At 73.6% G+C, this 15,738-nt stretch carries 12 protein-coding genes; 7 read left to right on the top strand and 5 right to left on the bottom strand.

Features of this window, described 5'->3' with window-relative positions; genetic code table 11:
* Positions 1–132 precede the first annotated feature (132 nt).
* Positions 133–684: an FHA domain-containing protein gene (locus tag ACZ7KF_RS01000; RefSeq protein ID WP_471067915.1), complete on the top strand. Its 552-nt coding sequence runs from the start codon at positions 133–135 to the stop codon at positions 682–684.
* Positions 685–790: 106 nt separating this feature from the next.
* On the top strand, positions 791–1,204 hold the full coding sequence (locus ACZ7KF_RS00995; RefSeq protein WP_471067914.1) for an SSI family serine proteinase inhibitor: 414 nt from the start codon (positions 791–793) through the stop codon (positions 1,202–1,204).
* 164 nt (positions 1,205–1,368) lie between these two features.
* On the opposite strand, the gene ACZ7KF_RS00990 is transcribed toward ACZ7KF_RS00995, so the two are convergent.
* Positions 1,369–2,619, bottom strand: a complete 1,251-nt coding sequence (locus ACZ7KF_RS00990) for a M14 family zinc carboxypeptidase (RefSeq protein ID WP_471067913.1) — start codon at positions 2,617–2,619, stop codon at positions 1,369–1,371.
* Between the two features lie 136 nt (positions 2,620–2,755).
* Positions 2,756–4,189, bottom strand: coding sequence for a dihydrolipoyl dehydrogenase (gene lpdA / locus ACZ7KF_RS00985; protein ID WP_471067912.1), 1,434 nt, complete (start codon positions 4,187–4,189; stop codon positions 2,756–2,758).
* Positions 4,190–4,289: 100 nt separating this feature from the next.
* On the opposite strand from lpdA, the gene ACZ7KF_RS00980 reads away from it, so the two are divergent.
* Positions 4,290–5,225 (top strand): LysR family transcriptional regulator, encoded by a 936-nt coding sequence (locus ACZ7KF_RS00980; RefSeq protein ID WP_471067910.1) that lies wholly within the window; start codon positions 4,290–4,292, stop codon positions 5,223–5,225.
* Between the two features lie 97 nt (positions 5,226–5,322).
* On the opposite strand, the gene treY is transcribed toward ACZ7KF_RS00980, so the two are convergent.
* Entirely contained in the window at positions 5,323–7,692 is a 2,370-nt protein-coding gene (treY, locus tag ACZ7KF_RS00975; RefSeq protein ID WP_471067907.1) for a malto-oligosyltrehalose synthase, read from the bottom strand.
* A gap of 418 nt (positions 7,693–8,110) precedes the next feature.
* The gene (glgX, locus tag ACZ7KF_RS00970; protein WP_471067904.1) at positions 8,111–10,222 is read right to left on the bottom strand and encodes a glycogen debranching protein GlgX; all 2,112 of its coding nucleotides are present in this window, start codon (positions 10,220–10,222) and stop codon (positions 8,111–8,113) included.
* Positions 10,223–10,419: 197 nt separating this feature from the next.
* On the opposite strand from glgX, the gene ACZ7KF_RS00965 reads away from it, so the two are divergent.
* The 4 genes from ACZ7KF_RS00965 to ACZ7KF_RS00950 all read left to right on the top strand — a co-directional run bounded on the left by ACZ7KF_RS00965 (position 10,420) and on the right by ACZ7KF_RS00950 (position 14,819).
* Positions 10,420–11,232 (top strand): Tat pathway signal sequence domain protein, encoded by an 813-nt coding sequence (locus ACZ7KF_RS00965; RefSeq protein WP_471067900.1) that lies wholly within the window; start codon positions 10,420–10,422, stop codon positions 11,230–11,232.
* Positions 11,233–11,286: 54 nt separating this feature from the next.
* On the top strand, positions 11,287–12,636 hold the full coding sequence (locus ACZ7KF_RS00960) for a copper amine oxidase (RefSeq protein WP_471067895.1): 1,350 nt from the start codon (positions 11,287–11,289) through the stop codon (positions 12,634–12,636).
* Between the two features lie 116 nt (positions 12,637–12,752).
* Entirely contained in the window at positions 12,753–13,991 is a 1,239-nt protein-coding gene (locus ACZ7KF_RS00955; RefSeq protein WP_471067893.1) for an SAV2148 family HEPN domain-containing protein, read from the top strand.
* 102 nt (positions 13,992–14,093) lie between these two features.
* The gene (locus ACZ7KF_RS00950) at positions 14,094–14,819 is read left to right on the top strand and encodes an exonuclease domain-containing protein (protein ID WP_471067891.1); all 726 of its coding nucleotides are present in this window, start codon (positions 14,094–14,096) and stop codon (positions 14,817–14,819) included.
* Positions 14,820–14,871: 52 nt separating this feature from the next.
* Here the strand turns inward: ACZ7KF_RS00950 and ACZ7KF_RS00945 are convergent, their stop codons facing one another.
* On the bottom strand, positions 14,872–15,735 hold the full coding sequence (locus ACZ7KF_RS00945; RefSeq protein WP_471067888.1) for a phosphotransferase enzyme family protein: 864 nt from the start codon (positions 15,733–15,735) through the stop codon (positions 14,872–14,874).
* Between the last annotated feature and the right edge of the window lie 3 nt (positions 15,736–15,738).

Genomic DNA, 15,738 nt, shown 5'->3' with positions numbered 1-15,738 from the left:
TCGTGCCGTCCCGGACGATCAAAGCGCTTTCGAATGCGCCGTTCCGCGGCAGGTGTCGCGGAAGTGCCCCTGTTTCGGCACCGATTCCGTGATTTCTGGACACCCGGGGTTCACTGCCCGACAATCACCAGCGTGACGTCGTCCTTCGAGTTCTCCACCTACCCCGCGCGTCTGTCCGACGCGGAGCGGGACAAGGCGCTGCAGGTGCTGCGCGACGGCGTCGCCCTGGGCCGGCTCTCGCACGACACGTTCGTGCGCCGCATGGAGCTGGCGCTCGCCGCGCGCCGCTCCGACGAACTCGCCGCCCTCGTCGCCGACCTGCCCCAGGAGAACCGGTTCTCCCGCGCGGTCTTCGGCACCGTCGAGGCCGTTTCGGGGTTCACCGTACGGCTGCGCCGGGCCTGGCAGGCCGAGCGGCTGCCCAAGCTGCTGCTGCCGCACCCGGCGCACACCCATCCGCTGCGCATCGGCCGCGACCCCGCGAACGGGCTGCGGCTGAACCACGAGACCGTCTCCCGGGTGCACGCCGAGCTGAGGCGCCAGGGCGGCATGTGGGTGCTCAAGGACCTCGGCTCCACCAACGGCACCACTGTCAACGGCCGCCGGGTGATCGGCTCGGTCGTCGTCCGGGAGGGCGATCAGGTCTCCTTCGGCCGCATGGCGTTCCGGCTCGCCGCGGGCTGATCCCCCGGCCGGTCCGGTGCGAACGGGCGCTCAGCCCCGCGCGTGCGCCGTCCCGTTCGGGTGAGCCGCACTGCGGAAGACGCCCGGCCGTGCCGATGCATCGGGCATGACATACATCACCAGAGCGGCAGCGGCGGCCGGCGCCCTGCTGGCCGCCGCCGGTCTCCTCGCCGCGGGCCCGGCCCAGGCGGCCTCCCGCGACACCCTCTCGGGCAACTGGCTCTACCTGACGGTCGCCAAGGGCGACGCCAAGTCCGGGGAGGGCCCCGGCGCGCTGCTGCTGTGCGACCCGCCCCAAGGGCACCGGCACGCGGCCGAGGCCTGCGCCGAGCTGGCCGCCGCCGGCGGTGCCATCGACCGCATCCCGGCCGAGAAGGTCTTCTGCACGATGATCTACGCCCCGGTGACCGTCCACGCGCGCGGGCGGTGGAACGGCCGGGCGGTCGACTTCCAGGAGACGTACACCAGCGCGTGCGTGATGAAGGCGCGGACGCGACACGTCTTCGCCATGGACGGCTGACCGGCCGGTCCGGGCCCGGGTGGCGTGGGCCACGACGGCTCACGCCACCCGCTCACGTGCCTGCTCACGCCACCCGCTCACGTGCCTGCTCACGCATCCCGCTCACGTGCCTGCTCACGCATCCCGCTCACGTGCCTGCTCACGCATCCCGCTCACGTGCCTGCTCACGCATCCCGCTCACGTGCCTGCTGTGCCGCCACGAGCACCGTCCGGGACTGGTGCTCCACCTGGTTCTCCAACGGCACCCAGCGCGCCCGGAACCGGTCCGCGAAGGCGTCGCACCAGGTGGCCACGAGCCGTTCCAGACGCGGCGCCGCCCGGTCGTCCGCCTCCCGCAGCACCCGGAGCAGCATCGCCGCGGCCCGCAGCGGCAGCCGCCGCCCGAAGGCGTCCACGCTGCCGACGTACGCCATCGTCGTGCCCGCCGGAGAGGTGTGGATCCAGTCCTCGGCCAGGCCAGGGATCAGCTCCAGTGCCCACCGGGCGGCCCGCAGCAGCGGCCCGTCCACACCGTCCAGCCGGGGCAGCGCGTCGGCGAGGACCCGCTCCACCTCCCGGGCGTCCCGCAGCAGCCGCGCGGCCAGGCGCCGCATGGCCGCCGCCGGCGCCGGGTGCGGGGCCGGGTCGTCCACCAGGTCGCTGGCCCACATCGGCACCTCCACCACGGCCGTCAGGCCGCCGTACCGGTGCGCGTGGTACCAGGTGCTGTGCCGGGCGTCGTCCGGCATGCTCGGATAGGCCACGCCCGTCTCCGGGCCGGGCATCACGTGCACGCCGGGCCCGGCGGCCGGCCAGCCCGCCGCGTCCGACGCCCCCGTCTCCACCGGAATGTGCAGCTCCGCCGCGGACTTGGCGAACGGCTCGGCGAGCCCCGGCACGTCCTTGGTCAGCTGCACCCAGCTGCCGCCCAGATCGGTGCCGTGCAGGGTCACCTGGAGGTAAGGGCGCACTTCGTCGATCACTCCGGTCAGCGCCCGGGTCTCGGGCGGCAGCCGGTCCGGCGGGAGCACCGACGGCGACCACTCCGGCTGCTCCGCACCCGTCGGCCGGTAGAAGCCGAGGTGGTAGTCGAGCAGGCTGCGCGGCGCCGGGGTGACGTGCAGGCTCGCGCCGTCCGGGTCCGCGCACAGCAGGAAGTGCCAGGAGGTGCCCGTCCGCAACTCCCGCTCCGCCGCCACTCTTTCGGCCAGCACCCGCAGGGTGGAACCGCCCGTCGGCTCATTGGCGTGGGCGCCGGCGACGACCAGCACCGCCCGGCGCGCGTGTCCCACCGACAGCAGGTGCAGAGGTCTTCCCCCGCGCGAGACGCCCACCTGGCGCAGTGCGCACAGCCCTGGTTCCTGAGCTGCCAACGCCCGTGCGGAGGCGATCAGTTCGGGAACGCTGGGATAGCGCAGCTCCGGCAGAGGACTCACCCCCCGACTTGTCCGCCCGGCTTCGCCCTCCCAGTCCCGCACGGCACGGGGGAACTGTCAAGCGGTCGGCGGGGAGGCTCCGGGGGCGCCCGGACGCAGGGGCCCGCCGGTACCCGGGCCCCTGCGTGTCACGGGCTCACTGCTGGTGCAGGCCGCGTCCCGCGAGCGTCAGGAACACCTCGCCCACCGCCTCCGACAGCGTGGGGTGCGGGTGCACGTGCCGGGCCACGTCCGAGGGCTCGGCGTCCCAGCCGACGATCAGCTGGCTCTCCGCGATCATCTCCGACACGTGCGGCCCGACCAGGTGGACGCCGAGCACCTGCCCGCCACCGGCCTCCGTCACCACCTTCACCATGCCGCCCCGACCGTGCACCATGCCCTTGGCGACCGCGGTCAGCGGCATCGTGTCGACGTCGACGTCGTGCCCGCGCGCGCGTGCCTCCGCCTCACCGAGCCCCACCGAGGCCGTCTGCGGCGAGGAGTACGTCACCCGGGGCACGGCCGCGTAGTCGACGGGCGCCGGCGCCAGGCCCGCCAGCGTCTCGCCCACGAGCAGGCCCTCCGCGAACGAGGCGTGGGCGAGGCCGAGCGAGGGCGGCGGCAGCAGGTCGCCGACGACGTGGATGCCCGGCACGGCCGTCTCCAGCCGGCTCCAGTCCGCCGGTACGACGAACCCCCGCTCGTCCGGCGTCAGCCCGGCCGCGTCCAGCCCCAGACCCTCGGTGACCGGGACCCGCCCGACGGCCACCAGCAGCCGCTCCGCCGCCACCGTCCGGGTCTCTCCCCGTGCGGTCCGCACGCGCGCGTGCACGCCGTGCTCCAGCAGTTCCGCGTCCAGCAGCCGCGTGCCGGGCTGCACCTCGATCCCGCGCTTCCTCAGCCCCCGCGTCAGGTGCCGGCTCACGTCGGCGTCCTCCAGCGGCACGATCCGGTCGGCGGCCTCCACGAGAGTCACCTCGGCGCCCATGGACCGGTGGAAGGAGGCGTACTCCACGCCGATCGCGCCGCCGCCCAGCACCAGGACGGACGCCGGGAGTCCCGGCGCGAACAGCGCGTCGTCGCTCGTCACCACGCGCCGGCCGTCCGGCGCGAGCCCCGGGAGCGTGCGCGGGCGGGAGCCGGTCGCCAGGACGATCGCACGGCGCGCGGTGAGATCCCGTACGCCTGGCGCGGAACCGTCCTGCACACCCTCCACGCGCACCGTGCGCGTCCCCGTGAGCCGCGCGCTGCCCCGCACGACACGCACGCCCGCGTGCCCGAGATGCGCCTCCACCCCCTTGTGGTTGCGGGCCACGATGTCGTCCCGCGTGGCCACCAGCGCACCCCAGTCGACGCAGTCCACGGTCGCCTTCACGCCCCAGCGTTCGCGGGCCTCGGCGATTCCGTCGACCAGTTCGGCGGCGTGCAGCATCGCCTTGCTCGGGATGCAGCCCCGGTGGAGGCAGGTTCCGCCGATCTTGTCGCGTTCGACGAGGGTGACGTCCAGCCCGAGGGCGGCGGCGCGCAGGGCGGTGCTGTAGCCGCCCGTGCCGCCGCCGATGACGATCACGTCGGATGTGTTGATGGTCATGGCATCCACCCTCCGTCCACCCCTTGTCATGAGTCCAAGGCAATGTTGTTGTGGAATCCATGCACGATCTTCATGGGCGGACGCCGGAGAGGACACGGAGTTGAGCCTGCGCCAGATGGAATACTTCGTGACGGTCGTCCAGGAGGCGTCGTTCACCCGCGCGGCGGAGGTCCTGCACGTCACCCAGCCCGCGCTCTCGCACCAGGTCAAGGCGCTGGAGAGGTCGGTCGGCGGCGCCCTGCTGGAGCGCCTGCCCCGGGGGGTGCGCCTCACCCCCATGGGCCGCGCGTACCTGCCGCACGCCGAACTCGCCGTCCGCAGCGCCGCACAGGCCCGCCGCGCGGCTCGCGCCACCGTCGGCGCGGAGGGCGGGGAACTGCATGTCGCGGCCCTGCACTCGATCGCGGTCGGCGCCCTGCCCGACGTCTTCGCCCGCTGGCGCGCGGCCCACCCGAGGGTCCTGCTGCGCCTGCACGAGTACGCCACCGCCGAGGCCCTGGAGGAGGCGGTGCAGCGCGGCACCGCCGACCTCGCCGTGGGGCCCGAGCCCACCGGCCGGCCCGGCACCGCCGTCCCCGTCGGCGAGGAGGAGATCGTCCTCGTCGTGCCCTTCGACGACCGGTTCGCGGGCCGTACGACGATCACGCTCCCGGAACTCGCCGACCGCGCGTGGATCCGCTGTGCCATGGAACCCGTCGTGCACGGTGAGCGCTTCCTCGACCGGGCCTGCGAACAGGCCGGGTTCCGGCCCCGGACCGCAGTGTGGACCGAGCACACCTCGACGGCCGTGCGCATGGCCGCCGCCGGCGTGGGTGTGTGCGCCGCGCCCGCCCACATCGTGCGCGGTGCCGTGGGCGAGGACTGTGTGGTCCTCACCCCCGACCCGGCCTGGAAGCGCACCCTGGCCGTCTACGCGCGGGTGCCGCCCACCGGGGCCGCCGCGGCCTTCGTGGACCTCCTGCGCGCCGGCTGGCCTCCCCTGCGGACCCCCGGGCCGCACGAGACCTGCGAGGCCCCCGCCGCCCCGGCCCCTTGACCCGCCCGGCCGACCGAGCCGGGCGGTACCGGGCCCGGCCGGGCGGAGCCGTGCCGTGCGCGGCCACGCCGGGGCCCGCCGAGCCCCTCCCGCGCCGTCAGTCCTCCGGGACCCGTTCCAGCAGCGCCACCGGCGACCCGTCCAGCAGGTCCGTCACGCGCGCGTGGCCGGTGAACTCCCGTCCGGGGGCGAGCACGTCCGCCCACCGGCCGGGCGGCAGCGGCAGCCGGGTCTCCCCCCAGCCGCCCGCCTCCGCGAGCCGCAGCGACAGCCGGGTCACCGCCGTGACCACCGCACCGGAGCGCGTGAACGCCAGACAGTGCTCGGCCGCCGGGCCCTCGGCGTGCAGCGGCTCGTACGACGCGCCCGCGCCGAAGACGTCCGGCCGCCGGGCCCGCAGCCGCAGCACCGCCGCCGTCAGCGCGTCCTTCTCGCCGGGCGCCTCCGGCGGGAACGCCACCGGCCGCCGGTTGTCCGGGTCCACCAGCGCCCGGTACTCGCCCTCCGTGCCCTGGTACACGTCCGGCACGCCCGGCATCGTCAGATGGACCAGCGCCGTGCCGAGGACGTTGGCCCGGACGTGCGGATCCAGAGCCTTCCGGAAGGCCGCCACGCGCTCGCCGGGCGGCCCGCACGGCCCCGCGGCGACGAAGGCCGCCACCGCCTCCTCGTACGGCGGCTCCTGCTCCGTCCAACTGGTGTACATGCCGGCCTCGCGCACATGCTTCAGCAGCGCCTGCCGTACCCGGTCCTCCTCGGCCGGCCCCAGCCCGAACACCGTCTGCCAGGCCGCCCAGGCCAGCTGCCCGTCCGGCACGCCCTCCTCGGCCCGGGTCAGCTCGGCGACCAACTCCGTCCAGCGGTCCGGGCATTCGGTCAGCACGGCCAGCGCCGCCCGCACGTCGGCGCTGCGCTTGGTGTCGTGCGTGGTGACGACCGTGCCGGTGAGCGGCCAGTCGCGCTGCACGCGCGCGCAGTAGGCGTGGAAGTCCTCCACCGACACGCCCGGACCGCCCGGGTCGCCGCCCACCTCGGTCGCCGACAGCAGCGGCACATAGCGGTAGAAGGCCGTGTCCTCCACCGACTTGGCGCGCAGCGCCGACGCGGTCTGCGCGAACCGGGTGCGGAACTCCACCCGGTCGGCGTGGTCCGGCGCCGACGCGTCGCCGGGCGGCTCGACCAGCAGCCGGCGCACGATGCCGACGGCCTCGGCCTCCTCCGGCACCACGAAGGCCAGCCGGGCCTCCTCGGCGGCCTCCTCCGTGATCACGGCGGAGGCGTCGCCGGACGCGTACGGCCGGTAGACCCGCATCCGCACCAGCAGCTCCTCCACGGCCGTACGCAGCGCCCAGGGGGCCCGGTCGCGCAGCGACAGGTCGGGCGAGGCGGCGCACAGCCGGGCGGCCACCCGGGTGAGCCGTTCGGTCTCGGCCGCCAGTTCGTGCGTGAGCACCTTGTAGGCGGCCCGCCGGACCGTGGCCTCCCAGTTGCCGCCCCGGTCCGTCTGCGGCGCCGCGAAGGCCCGGTAGCGCCCCAGTAGTTCGAACGCCCCGGTACGGTCCGTGAACAGGCCGTCGACGTGCCGCAGGGCGTCGTAGCCCGTGGTGCCCGCGACGGGCCAGGAGGCCGGCAGCCGCTCGCCGTCGGCGAGGATCTTCTCCACGACCGTCCAGCGGCCGCCGGTCGCCTCGTGCAGCCGCGCGAGGTAGCCGTCCGGGTCCGCGAGCCCGTCGGGATGATCGACCCGCAACCCGTCGATCACGCCCTCCGCCAGCAGCCGCAGGATCGTGCCGTGCGTGGCGTCGAACACCGCGGGATCCTCCACCCGCACCCCGATCAGTTCCGAGATGCTGAAGAACCGCCGGTAGTTCAGCTCGGTGCGGGCCAGCCGCCACCACACCGGGCGGTACCACTGGGCGTCCAGCAGCTCCGGCAGCGGCAGGTGCCCGGTGCCCGGGCGCAGCGGGAAGACGTGGTCGTGGTAGCGCAGCACGTCGCCGTCGGCCACCAGGTGCGCCGACTCCGCACCCACCGGGCCGCCGAGCACCGGCAGCAGCACCCGGCCGCCCTGCGCCTCCCAGTCGATGTCGAACCAGCGCGCGTACGGCGACCCGGGCCCTTCCCGCAGCACCTCCCACAGCGCGGGGTTGTACCGGGGGGCCAGCGCCATGTGGTTCGGCACGATGTCCACCACCAGGCCGAGGCCGTGTTCCCGGGCGGTGCGCGCCAGCGCGCGCAGCCCCTCCTCGCCGCCCAGTTCCGCGCGCACGCGCGTGGGGTCCACGACGTCGTAGCCGTGCGGGGAGCCCGGGACGGCCTCCAGGACGGGGGACAGGTGAAGGTGCGAGACGCCGAGCGAGGCCAGGTACGGGACGGCCGCTTCGGCGGCGGCGAACGGGAACGCGGGCTGGAGCTGAAGCCGGTAGGTGGCCGTGGGCACCCCCGGTCCGGGTCGCGCAGAAGTCATGGGAACCTACGTACCCCGCTCGCCGCCTTTCGTGTCATCCACCTCTGCCCGGATCACGCATGCGTGTCCGGATTCGAGCGATGGGGACGACGGGAACACGGGGGCGGCGCCGCACGCGGGACCAGCTGTCGTTCGTCCTCGGTCCGGCGCTCGTCGGCCCGGCCGGGGTGTTCGCCCACCCGGCCTACGGCCCGGACGGCGCGGCGGTGCTGGTGGCGGTCTGCGGCACGGGCTTCGCCCGGCACCCGGCGGCCCGCGCGGTGGCCCCGCACGCGTGCACCCCGGCCGGGCCCGGGTGCGTACGACGTACCGGGACCCCACCGAAGCGTCCTGACGCACCGCGACCGCCGGTCGCCGCGGCCGGGGGGGCAGCCGCCGTCGGGACGGGCGGGTCCCGGCGGCGGCTGCCGTCACCGCGTCACGCCGGGCGCTGCAGCACGGTCAGGCTGCGGTCCGGCAGGGTGAGCCGGTCGCCCGCGCCGACCTTCGCGCCGGCCCCCGGCGGCACCCCCTCCGGGCGGGCCGTGTCGACGACCACCTGCCACTGCCGTCCGTGGTCGACGGGCACGACGAAGTCCAGGGGGTCCGGCGAGGCGTTGAACATCAGCAGGAAGGAGTCGTCGGAGATGCGCTCCCCGCGCGGGCCGGGCTCGGAGATGGCGTTGCCGTTCAGGAACACCGTCAGCGCGGACGCCGGCGCCGAGTTCCAGTCCCGCTGCGTCATCTCGCCGCCCTCCGGAGTGAACCAGGCGATGTCGGACAGCTCGTCGTGCGTGCCCTCCACCGGCCGGCCGTGGAAGAAGCGGCGCCGGCGCAGGACGGGATGGTCGCGGCGCAGCCACACCATCGCGCGCGTGAACTCCAGCAGATCGCTCTCCGGGGGCTCCGGCCACCGGATCCACGAGAGCTCGCCGTCCTGGCAGTAGGCGTTGTTGTTGCCGCCCTGGGTGCGGGCGAACTCGTCACCGTGACTGATCATCGGCACGCCCTGGGACAGCATCAGCGTGGCGACGAAGTTCCGCATCTGCCGGGCGCGCAGCCGCAGTACCTCGGGATCGTCGGTGTCGCCCTCCGTCCCGCAGTTCCACGACCGGTTGTGACTCTCGCCGTCCCGGTTGTCCTCGCCGTTGGCCTCGTTGTGCTTCTCGTTGTACGAGACGAGGTCGTGCAGGGTGAAACCGTCGTGGCAGGTGACGAAGTTGATCGAGGCCAGCGGCCGGCGGCCGTCGTCCTGGTAGAGGTCGGAGGAGCCGGTCAGCCGGGAGGCGAACTCGGCCAGCGCGCGCGGCTCGCCCCGCCACAGGTCCCGGACCGTGTCGCGGTACTTGCCGTTCCACTCGGTCCACAGCGGCGGGAAGTTCCCCACCTGGTAGCCGCCCTCGCCCACGTCCCACGGCTCGGCGATCAGCTTCACCTGGGAGACCACCGGGTCCTGCTGCACCAGGTCGAAGAACGACGACAGCCGGTCCACCTCGTGGAACTGCCGGGCCAGGGTGGCCGCGAGGTCGAAGCGGAAGCCGTCGACATGCATCTCGGTGACCCAGTACCGCAACGAGTCCATGATCAGCTGGAGCACGTGCGGGGACCGCATGAGCAGCGAGTTCCCGGTGCCGGTGGTGTCCATGTAGTAGCGGGGGTCGTCGGCCAGCCGGTAGTACGACGCGTTGTCGATGCCCTTGAAGGACAGCGTCGGACCCAGGTGGTTGCCCTCGGCGGTGTGGTTGTAGACCACGTCCAGGATCACCTCGATCCCGGCCTCGTGCAGCGCCCGGACCGCCGACTTGAACTCCAGCACCTGCTGGCCGCGGTCGCCCCAGGAGGCGTACGCGTTGTGCGGGGCGAAGAAGCCGATGGTGTTGTAGCCCCAGTAGTTGCTCAGGCCCATGTCGGCCAGCCGGTGGTCGTTCACGAACTGGTGCACGGGCATCAGTTCGAGCGCCGTCACCCCGAGCTTGGTCAGGTGTTCGATGACCGCGGGGTGCGCGAGCGCCGCGTAGGTGCCCCGCAGTTCCTCCGGGAGCCCCGGGTGGCGCATGGTCAGGCCCTTGACGTGGGCCTCGTAGATCACCGTGTGGTGGTACTCGGTGCGGGGCGGACGGTCGTCGCCCCAGTCGAAGTAGGGGTTGATCACCACCGAGGTCATGGTGTGCGGCGCCGAGTCCAGGTCGTTGCGCTCCTCGGGCGCGCCGAAGTGGTAGCCGTACACCTCCTCGCCCCACCGGACCGCCCCGCTGACCGCCTTCGCGTACGGGTCGAGCAGCAGCTTCGCCGAGTTGCAGCGCTGCCCCCGGCCGGGATCGTACGGGCCGTGCACCCGGAATCCGTAGCGCTGCCCGGGCATCACCCCGGGCAGGTACGCGTGCCGCACGAACGCGTCGCTCTCGCGCAGTTCCACCGCCGTCTCCGAGCCGTCGTCGTGCAGCAGACACAGCTCTACTCGGTCCGCGGCCTCCGTGAAGACCGCGAAGTTGGTTCCGGCGCCGTCATAGGTGGCGCCGAGCGGATACGCCTCTCCAGGCCAGACCTGCATGGATACGACTCTCCCAGGTGTGCCGTCCGCCTGGGGCCGCGTTGGCCCCCGAGTCTTGTCCGAAAGTGACGCAACCTCCCTTGAATCACGTGCCTCTTACCCGTCGACCAGTGCGCACGGCGGTTCTGGTACCCGCCGTGCGCCGAACCAGCGGGGCAGGACGTACTCCCGGGGACCAGGGGGAGCAGGGGGAAGATGTGCGTGAGACAGTCCACCGCCATCTGGGCAAAGTACTGACCGGTGCGGCACTCGCGGCGGCGGGGACCGCCGCCATGGTCGCGGTCACTCTGCCGGGCACGGCGGGCGCGGACGACTCCGGAGGGGCCGCCGGCGGCACCCGGGCCGGGCGGCAGGCCGGGCAGGAACCGGACGCCGCACCGCCCGGCGTCGTCCAGCAGGCGCCCGCCGAGGGGCGACGGGGCACCGGCCGTGACCCGCTGACCGGCGACGAGACGCGGCGGGTCGAGAAGATCGCCGCGGCCGGCCGGCTGTCGGCCACGGGCCGGAACGTCGACGGCGGCCGCGGAGCACAGCGGCTGAGCGTCGACCTCGCGGAGCCCGAGGCCGGCGAGGTCGACGACCCGGACGCGCCGCGGCGGGCCGACGTGACCTTCTACGACTACAAGAACGACACACTCGTCACCAAGACCGTCAACCTGGAGACCGGCAAGGTCGAGCACACCGGAACCCGGCGCGGCGTCCAGCCGCCGCCGAGCCGCGCCGAGAACGCCGAGGCGGCCCGGATCCTGATCGCCGACCCACTGGGCGCGGGCCTCAAGGCGGACTACAAGGACGCCACCGGCAGGGAACTCACCTCGCCGGACCAGCTGGAGCTGAGCGGCGGCATCTACGAGGCCGCCCCGGGCGCCCAGCCCGCCGTGCTCGACACGTGCGGCACGCACCGGTGCGTGCGGCTGTTCTCCAAGGTCCTGAACGGGCCCTGGATCGACACCAGGGACCTGGTGATCGACCTGAGCACCCGCAAGGCCGCAGCCCTCGACCGCGGCTGACGCGCCGCGGTCCGTCCCGCACACCCGTACCTCCGGCAAGGGAGTCACCCCTTCATGCCTGACCAGCACCTGCCCGGCGGCGCCCGGACGCGCGCCGCCGGCCGCGCCGCCCGCACGACCGCGGCCCTCGGCCTGTCCCTGGCCGCGCTGGCCGCCGGCGCGACGACGGTCGCCGCCCCGGCCGCGGCCCGCCCGCAGACCGCCCCCGCGGCGGCCCCCGGCTGCAGCGCGGCCTACACCATCGAGCAGAAGCTCTCCACCGGCACGACCTGGCGGATGTGCTGGCGCTACGACAGCAAGGCCGGACTCGTCCTGGAGAACGTCTCCTACCAGCCCAAGGGCGAGGCCAGGCCGATCAAGGTCCTCAACAGCGCCAGACTCGGCCAGATCCACGTCCCGTACGACGACGGCAAGCACGAGTACTACGACCTGACGGGCCAGGACTTCGCCGCCGAGCTGCAGGAACTGGCGCCCGGCGAGTGCCCCGGCGGCACCATCAGGACCGTCAAGGTCCCGGACGGGGACCCGCGCCACCCGAACGTCAAGGGCCTGTGCACGACCACCCGTTCGCGCGGTCACGCCTACCGCATGCACGACGTCCTGCGGCAGACGGAGAAGACCTACCAGCAGCAGGGCAAGGACCTCCTGGTCTACACGGTCAACCAGGTCGGCTGGTACGAGTACATCACCGAGTGGCGCTTCCAGGACGACGGCACGATCAACATGAACGTGGGCGCGACCGGCAGCCTCTCCTGGGAGGACTACAACGCCCAGGACGGCCGCGGCTGGCCCATCGGCAAGGGCGCCAAGGACTACTCCACCAGCCACAGCCACAACGTCTTCTGGCGGCTCGACTTCGGCCTCGACGGCTCGTCCGGGACCAAGGTCGAGCAGTACGACTCGACCGTCAGCGCTCCCACCGGGCACCAGGAGGGCCCGACCGCCAAGACCACCCGCACCAAGGTCACCAGGGAACTCGCGGGTGACTACAAGACCTACCGCTGGTGGCGGGTGGTCAGCGCGACCGGCAAGAACAAGGACGGGCACGCCCGTTCGTACGAGCTGGTCCCCGGGCCCACCACCAGGTACCCGGGCCGCAGCTTCACCAAGCACGACGTGTACGTGACCGAGTACAACAAGTGCGAGCTGTTCGCCAGCAACAATCCCGCCTGTGCGACCGGTTCGCCGAAGTCCGTCGACAAGTGGGTCAACGGCCAGGCTCTCACCCACCCCGTGGTCTGGATGAACGTGGGCTTCCACCACATCGCCCGGGACGAGGACCAGCAGCCCATGCCCGTGCACTGGCAGGGCTTCGCCATCGCCCCGCGGGACGTCACGGCTATGAATCCGCTCACTCCCAAGGACCTGGCATGGCAGAACGGGCACTGGGAACCTCGTAGTTGAGCTGAGCGGCCGGGAAACCGACCTGTCCATCCGGCTGCACCGCCGACCGCTTGCGGAGTACCCTTCCTTGATCGTTGAGACGGGAAAGGCCCGGGGGAGCGGAAGGCGGTGCACGGGTGGGCTCGGGAGGGCTGGAGCTGCCTCCTGGTGACGAGGGTCACGAGGGGAACTCCACAGACGTCCCGCCCGGCGCGGTGTCCCTGGCCCGGCCGATGGACGCGGGTTCCATCGGGCCGGAGCTGGACTGGGACGCCGACGCCTGGCGCGAGGTGCGCACCCGCGCACAGCGGGCCGGCCGGGCCTACATCTGGCTGAACCTCGTCGAACAGCGGCTGCGCGCGGTCGTGGCCGCCGTGCTGCGGCCCATCTACGAGCCGGTGCACGGCGACGAGTGGGTGGTCGCCGCGGCCGGCCCGGCCGGACAGGAGTGGGTGCAGCGGGCGGTGGCCGTCCGTGAGGTCAGCCGACGCAAGGGCTATCTGCTCGACCCGGCCGACGACAACGTGCTGAGCTTCCTCACGCTGCCCCAGCTGCGCGAGCTGGTGGTGCAGCACTGGCCGTGCTTCGAGCCGTACTTCGACGAGCGCCGGGACCTGGAACTCGCCCTGGACGAGCTGGAGGTGACCCGCAACGTCGTCTCCCGCAACCGGGCCCTGTCCGAGGCGGTGCTCGGCCAGGCGGAGCGGGCCTCCGCCCGGCTGCTGGAGATGCTCGGCGCCGGCGGCGACGTGCCCTCCGCGCGGCGGCTGCCCATCGACGCCGTCGAGGACCTGGTCGGCGACCGGTACGCCGACGTCGTCGCCGTCCACTCCGACCGGGTGCGGCTGATGCGGCAGTTCCCGGCCGAGGACATCTTCGGCGGTGCCCGCCGGCTCGACGCCATCGGCATCGGCCTGAACCTGCTGGTGCAGAACTTCTCCGGGCGGCGCCTGGTCCGGCTCGCCGAGTCCGGCTGCCGGGTGCGGCTGCTCTTCCTCAACCCGGCCTCCAGCTCGGTCAAGCGCCGCGAACGCGAGCTGGGGATGAAGCGGGGCGAGCTGAGCCGCTCGGTCGAGATGAACATCCTGCACATGCGCCGGGTGCGGTCCCGGCTGCGCGACCCCGGCGCCTTCCAGATCCAGGTGTACGACGAGACGCCCCGCTTCACCGCCTATCTGGTCGACGGCGACGGCGCCGACGGCATCGCCGTGGTGCAGTCCTATCTGCGCGGGGCGCGCGGGATGGAGTCGCCGGTCCTGGTGCTGCGCAACGGCAGCCGACTGGTCACGTCGGATGATGTGGGGGAATCCGGACTCTTTCCGACATACCGCGAGGAATTCGAGCTTACGTGGGCGGATTCCCGCCCGGTGTCCTGACGCGTCCGTGCCGGGAAGCGGAATGCCGTCCTCGGATTGTCAGTGCCGAGTGCGAGGGTGGAGGCCACTGGGGGAAAGCACCACCAAGAAGGGGGGCCGCCCATGGGCTGGCACCGGGAGCTGCTGATCGGCTTCGACCTGGAGACCACCGGGACCGATCCGCGCGAGGCGCGCATCGTCACGGGTGCCGTGATCGAGGTCAAGGCCGGTGAGCCCATGGGGCGCCGGGAGTGGCTGGCCGATCCGGGCGTGGAGATCCCGGCCGACGCCGTCGCGGTGCACGGGATCAGCAACGAACGCGCGGCGGCCGAGGGCCGCCCGGCCGACCGGGTGGCCGACGCCATCGCGGACGCCCTGGTCTCCTACTGGGCGGCGGGCGTCCCGGTCGTCGCCTACAACGCGGCCTTCGACCTCACCCTGCTCGCCGCCGAACTGCGCCGCCACGGCCTGCCGTCCCTGACCGACCGGCTGGGCGGAGCCCGGCCCGCCCCGGTCATCGACCCGTACACCATCGACCGCTGGGTCGACCGGTACCGCCGCGGCAAACGGAATCTGGAAGCGGTCTGCGCCGAGTACGGCATAGTCCTCGACGCGGCCCACGACGCCACGGCCGACGCCCTGGCGGCGGCGCGTCTCGCGCCCGCGATAGCCGACCGCCACCCGAAGATCGCCGCGCTCGGCGCCGCGGAGCTCCACCGCCGGCAGATCGAGTGGTACGCGGAGTGGGCGGCGGACTTCCAGGCGTTCCTGCGGCGCAAGGGGGAGGCCGACGCGGTGATCGACGGCACCTGGCCCCTGCGGGAGCCGACCGAGAGCCGGCCCGCCTAGGCTGCGGGCCGTTGCCGGCCGCGGGCGGGTGGGCGCCCGGCGTCCGGCGTTCTCAGAACGGATACCACCGCACGTTCGGGTCCCCGTCCCGCAGCGACGCCACCCGTCGGCGGAACTCGTCCCGTGCCTTCGGATTGCTCGGCGCGTGCTGGGCCACCCATGCGCAGCTGGCCGTCTCCCGGGCACCCCGCAGCACCGCGCAGCCCTCCCACTCGCGTACGTCCCAGCCGTAGACCTCGGTGAAGGAGTCGTACGCCTCGGCGGGCATCCCGTACCGGTCCCGGGAGAGGGCCATGACCACGAGGTCGTGCTCACGCAGATCGGCGGAGAAGGTCTCCAGGTCGACCAGCACCGGCCCGTCCGGCCCGATGTGCACATTGCGGGGCAGCGCGTCGCCGTGGATCGGACCCGGCGTCAGACGCGGGGTCAGCGCGGCGGCCTCCGCCGCGAAGCCGTCGCGGCGCGCACGCAGGTAGGCCGCGTCCTCCGGGGCGATCGCGTCGCCCGCCAGCCGGAGCCAGCGCTCCACACCGCCCAGCAGATCGCGGGGCGGCAGCGCGAACACAGGAGAGGGGAGGGCGTGCACGATGCGCAGCAGTCCGGCCAGGTCCCGCGGTTCGGCGGGCCGCACGGGCTCCGGCAGCCGGTGCCAGAGGGTCACCGGGTGGCCGTCCACCAGCAGCGGCTTCGGCTCGGCCGCCCGCACCGCCGGCACGTCCGCCTGGGCCAGCCAGCCGGCGACGGCCAGCTCGCGCTCGGCCCGCGGCAGCAGCTCGGCGTCCCGGCCCACCTTCACCACCAGGTCGCCGGCCGCGAACACGGCGTTCTCGCCGAGGGCCAGGAGCCGCGCGTCGCCGGCCGGGTCCGCCAGTACTCCCGCCGCGGCCAGTACGTCCCGCGCGCGTGCCTCGTCCATCCT

It is taken from the genome of Streptomyces sp. NPDC038200 (assembly GCF_055600785.1).
Note: the sequence above shows the minus strand (reverse complement) of the source record. Positions and strands in the feature narration are given on the sequence as shown.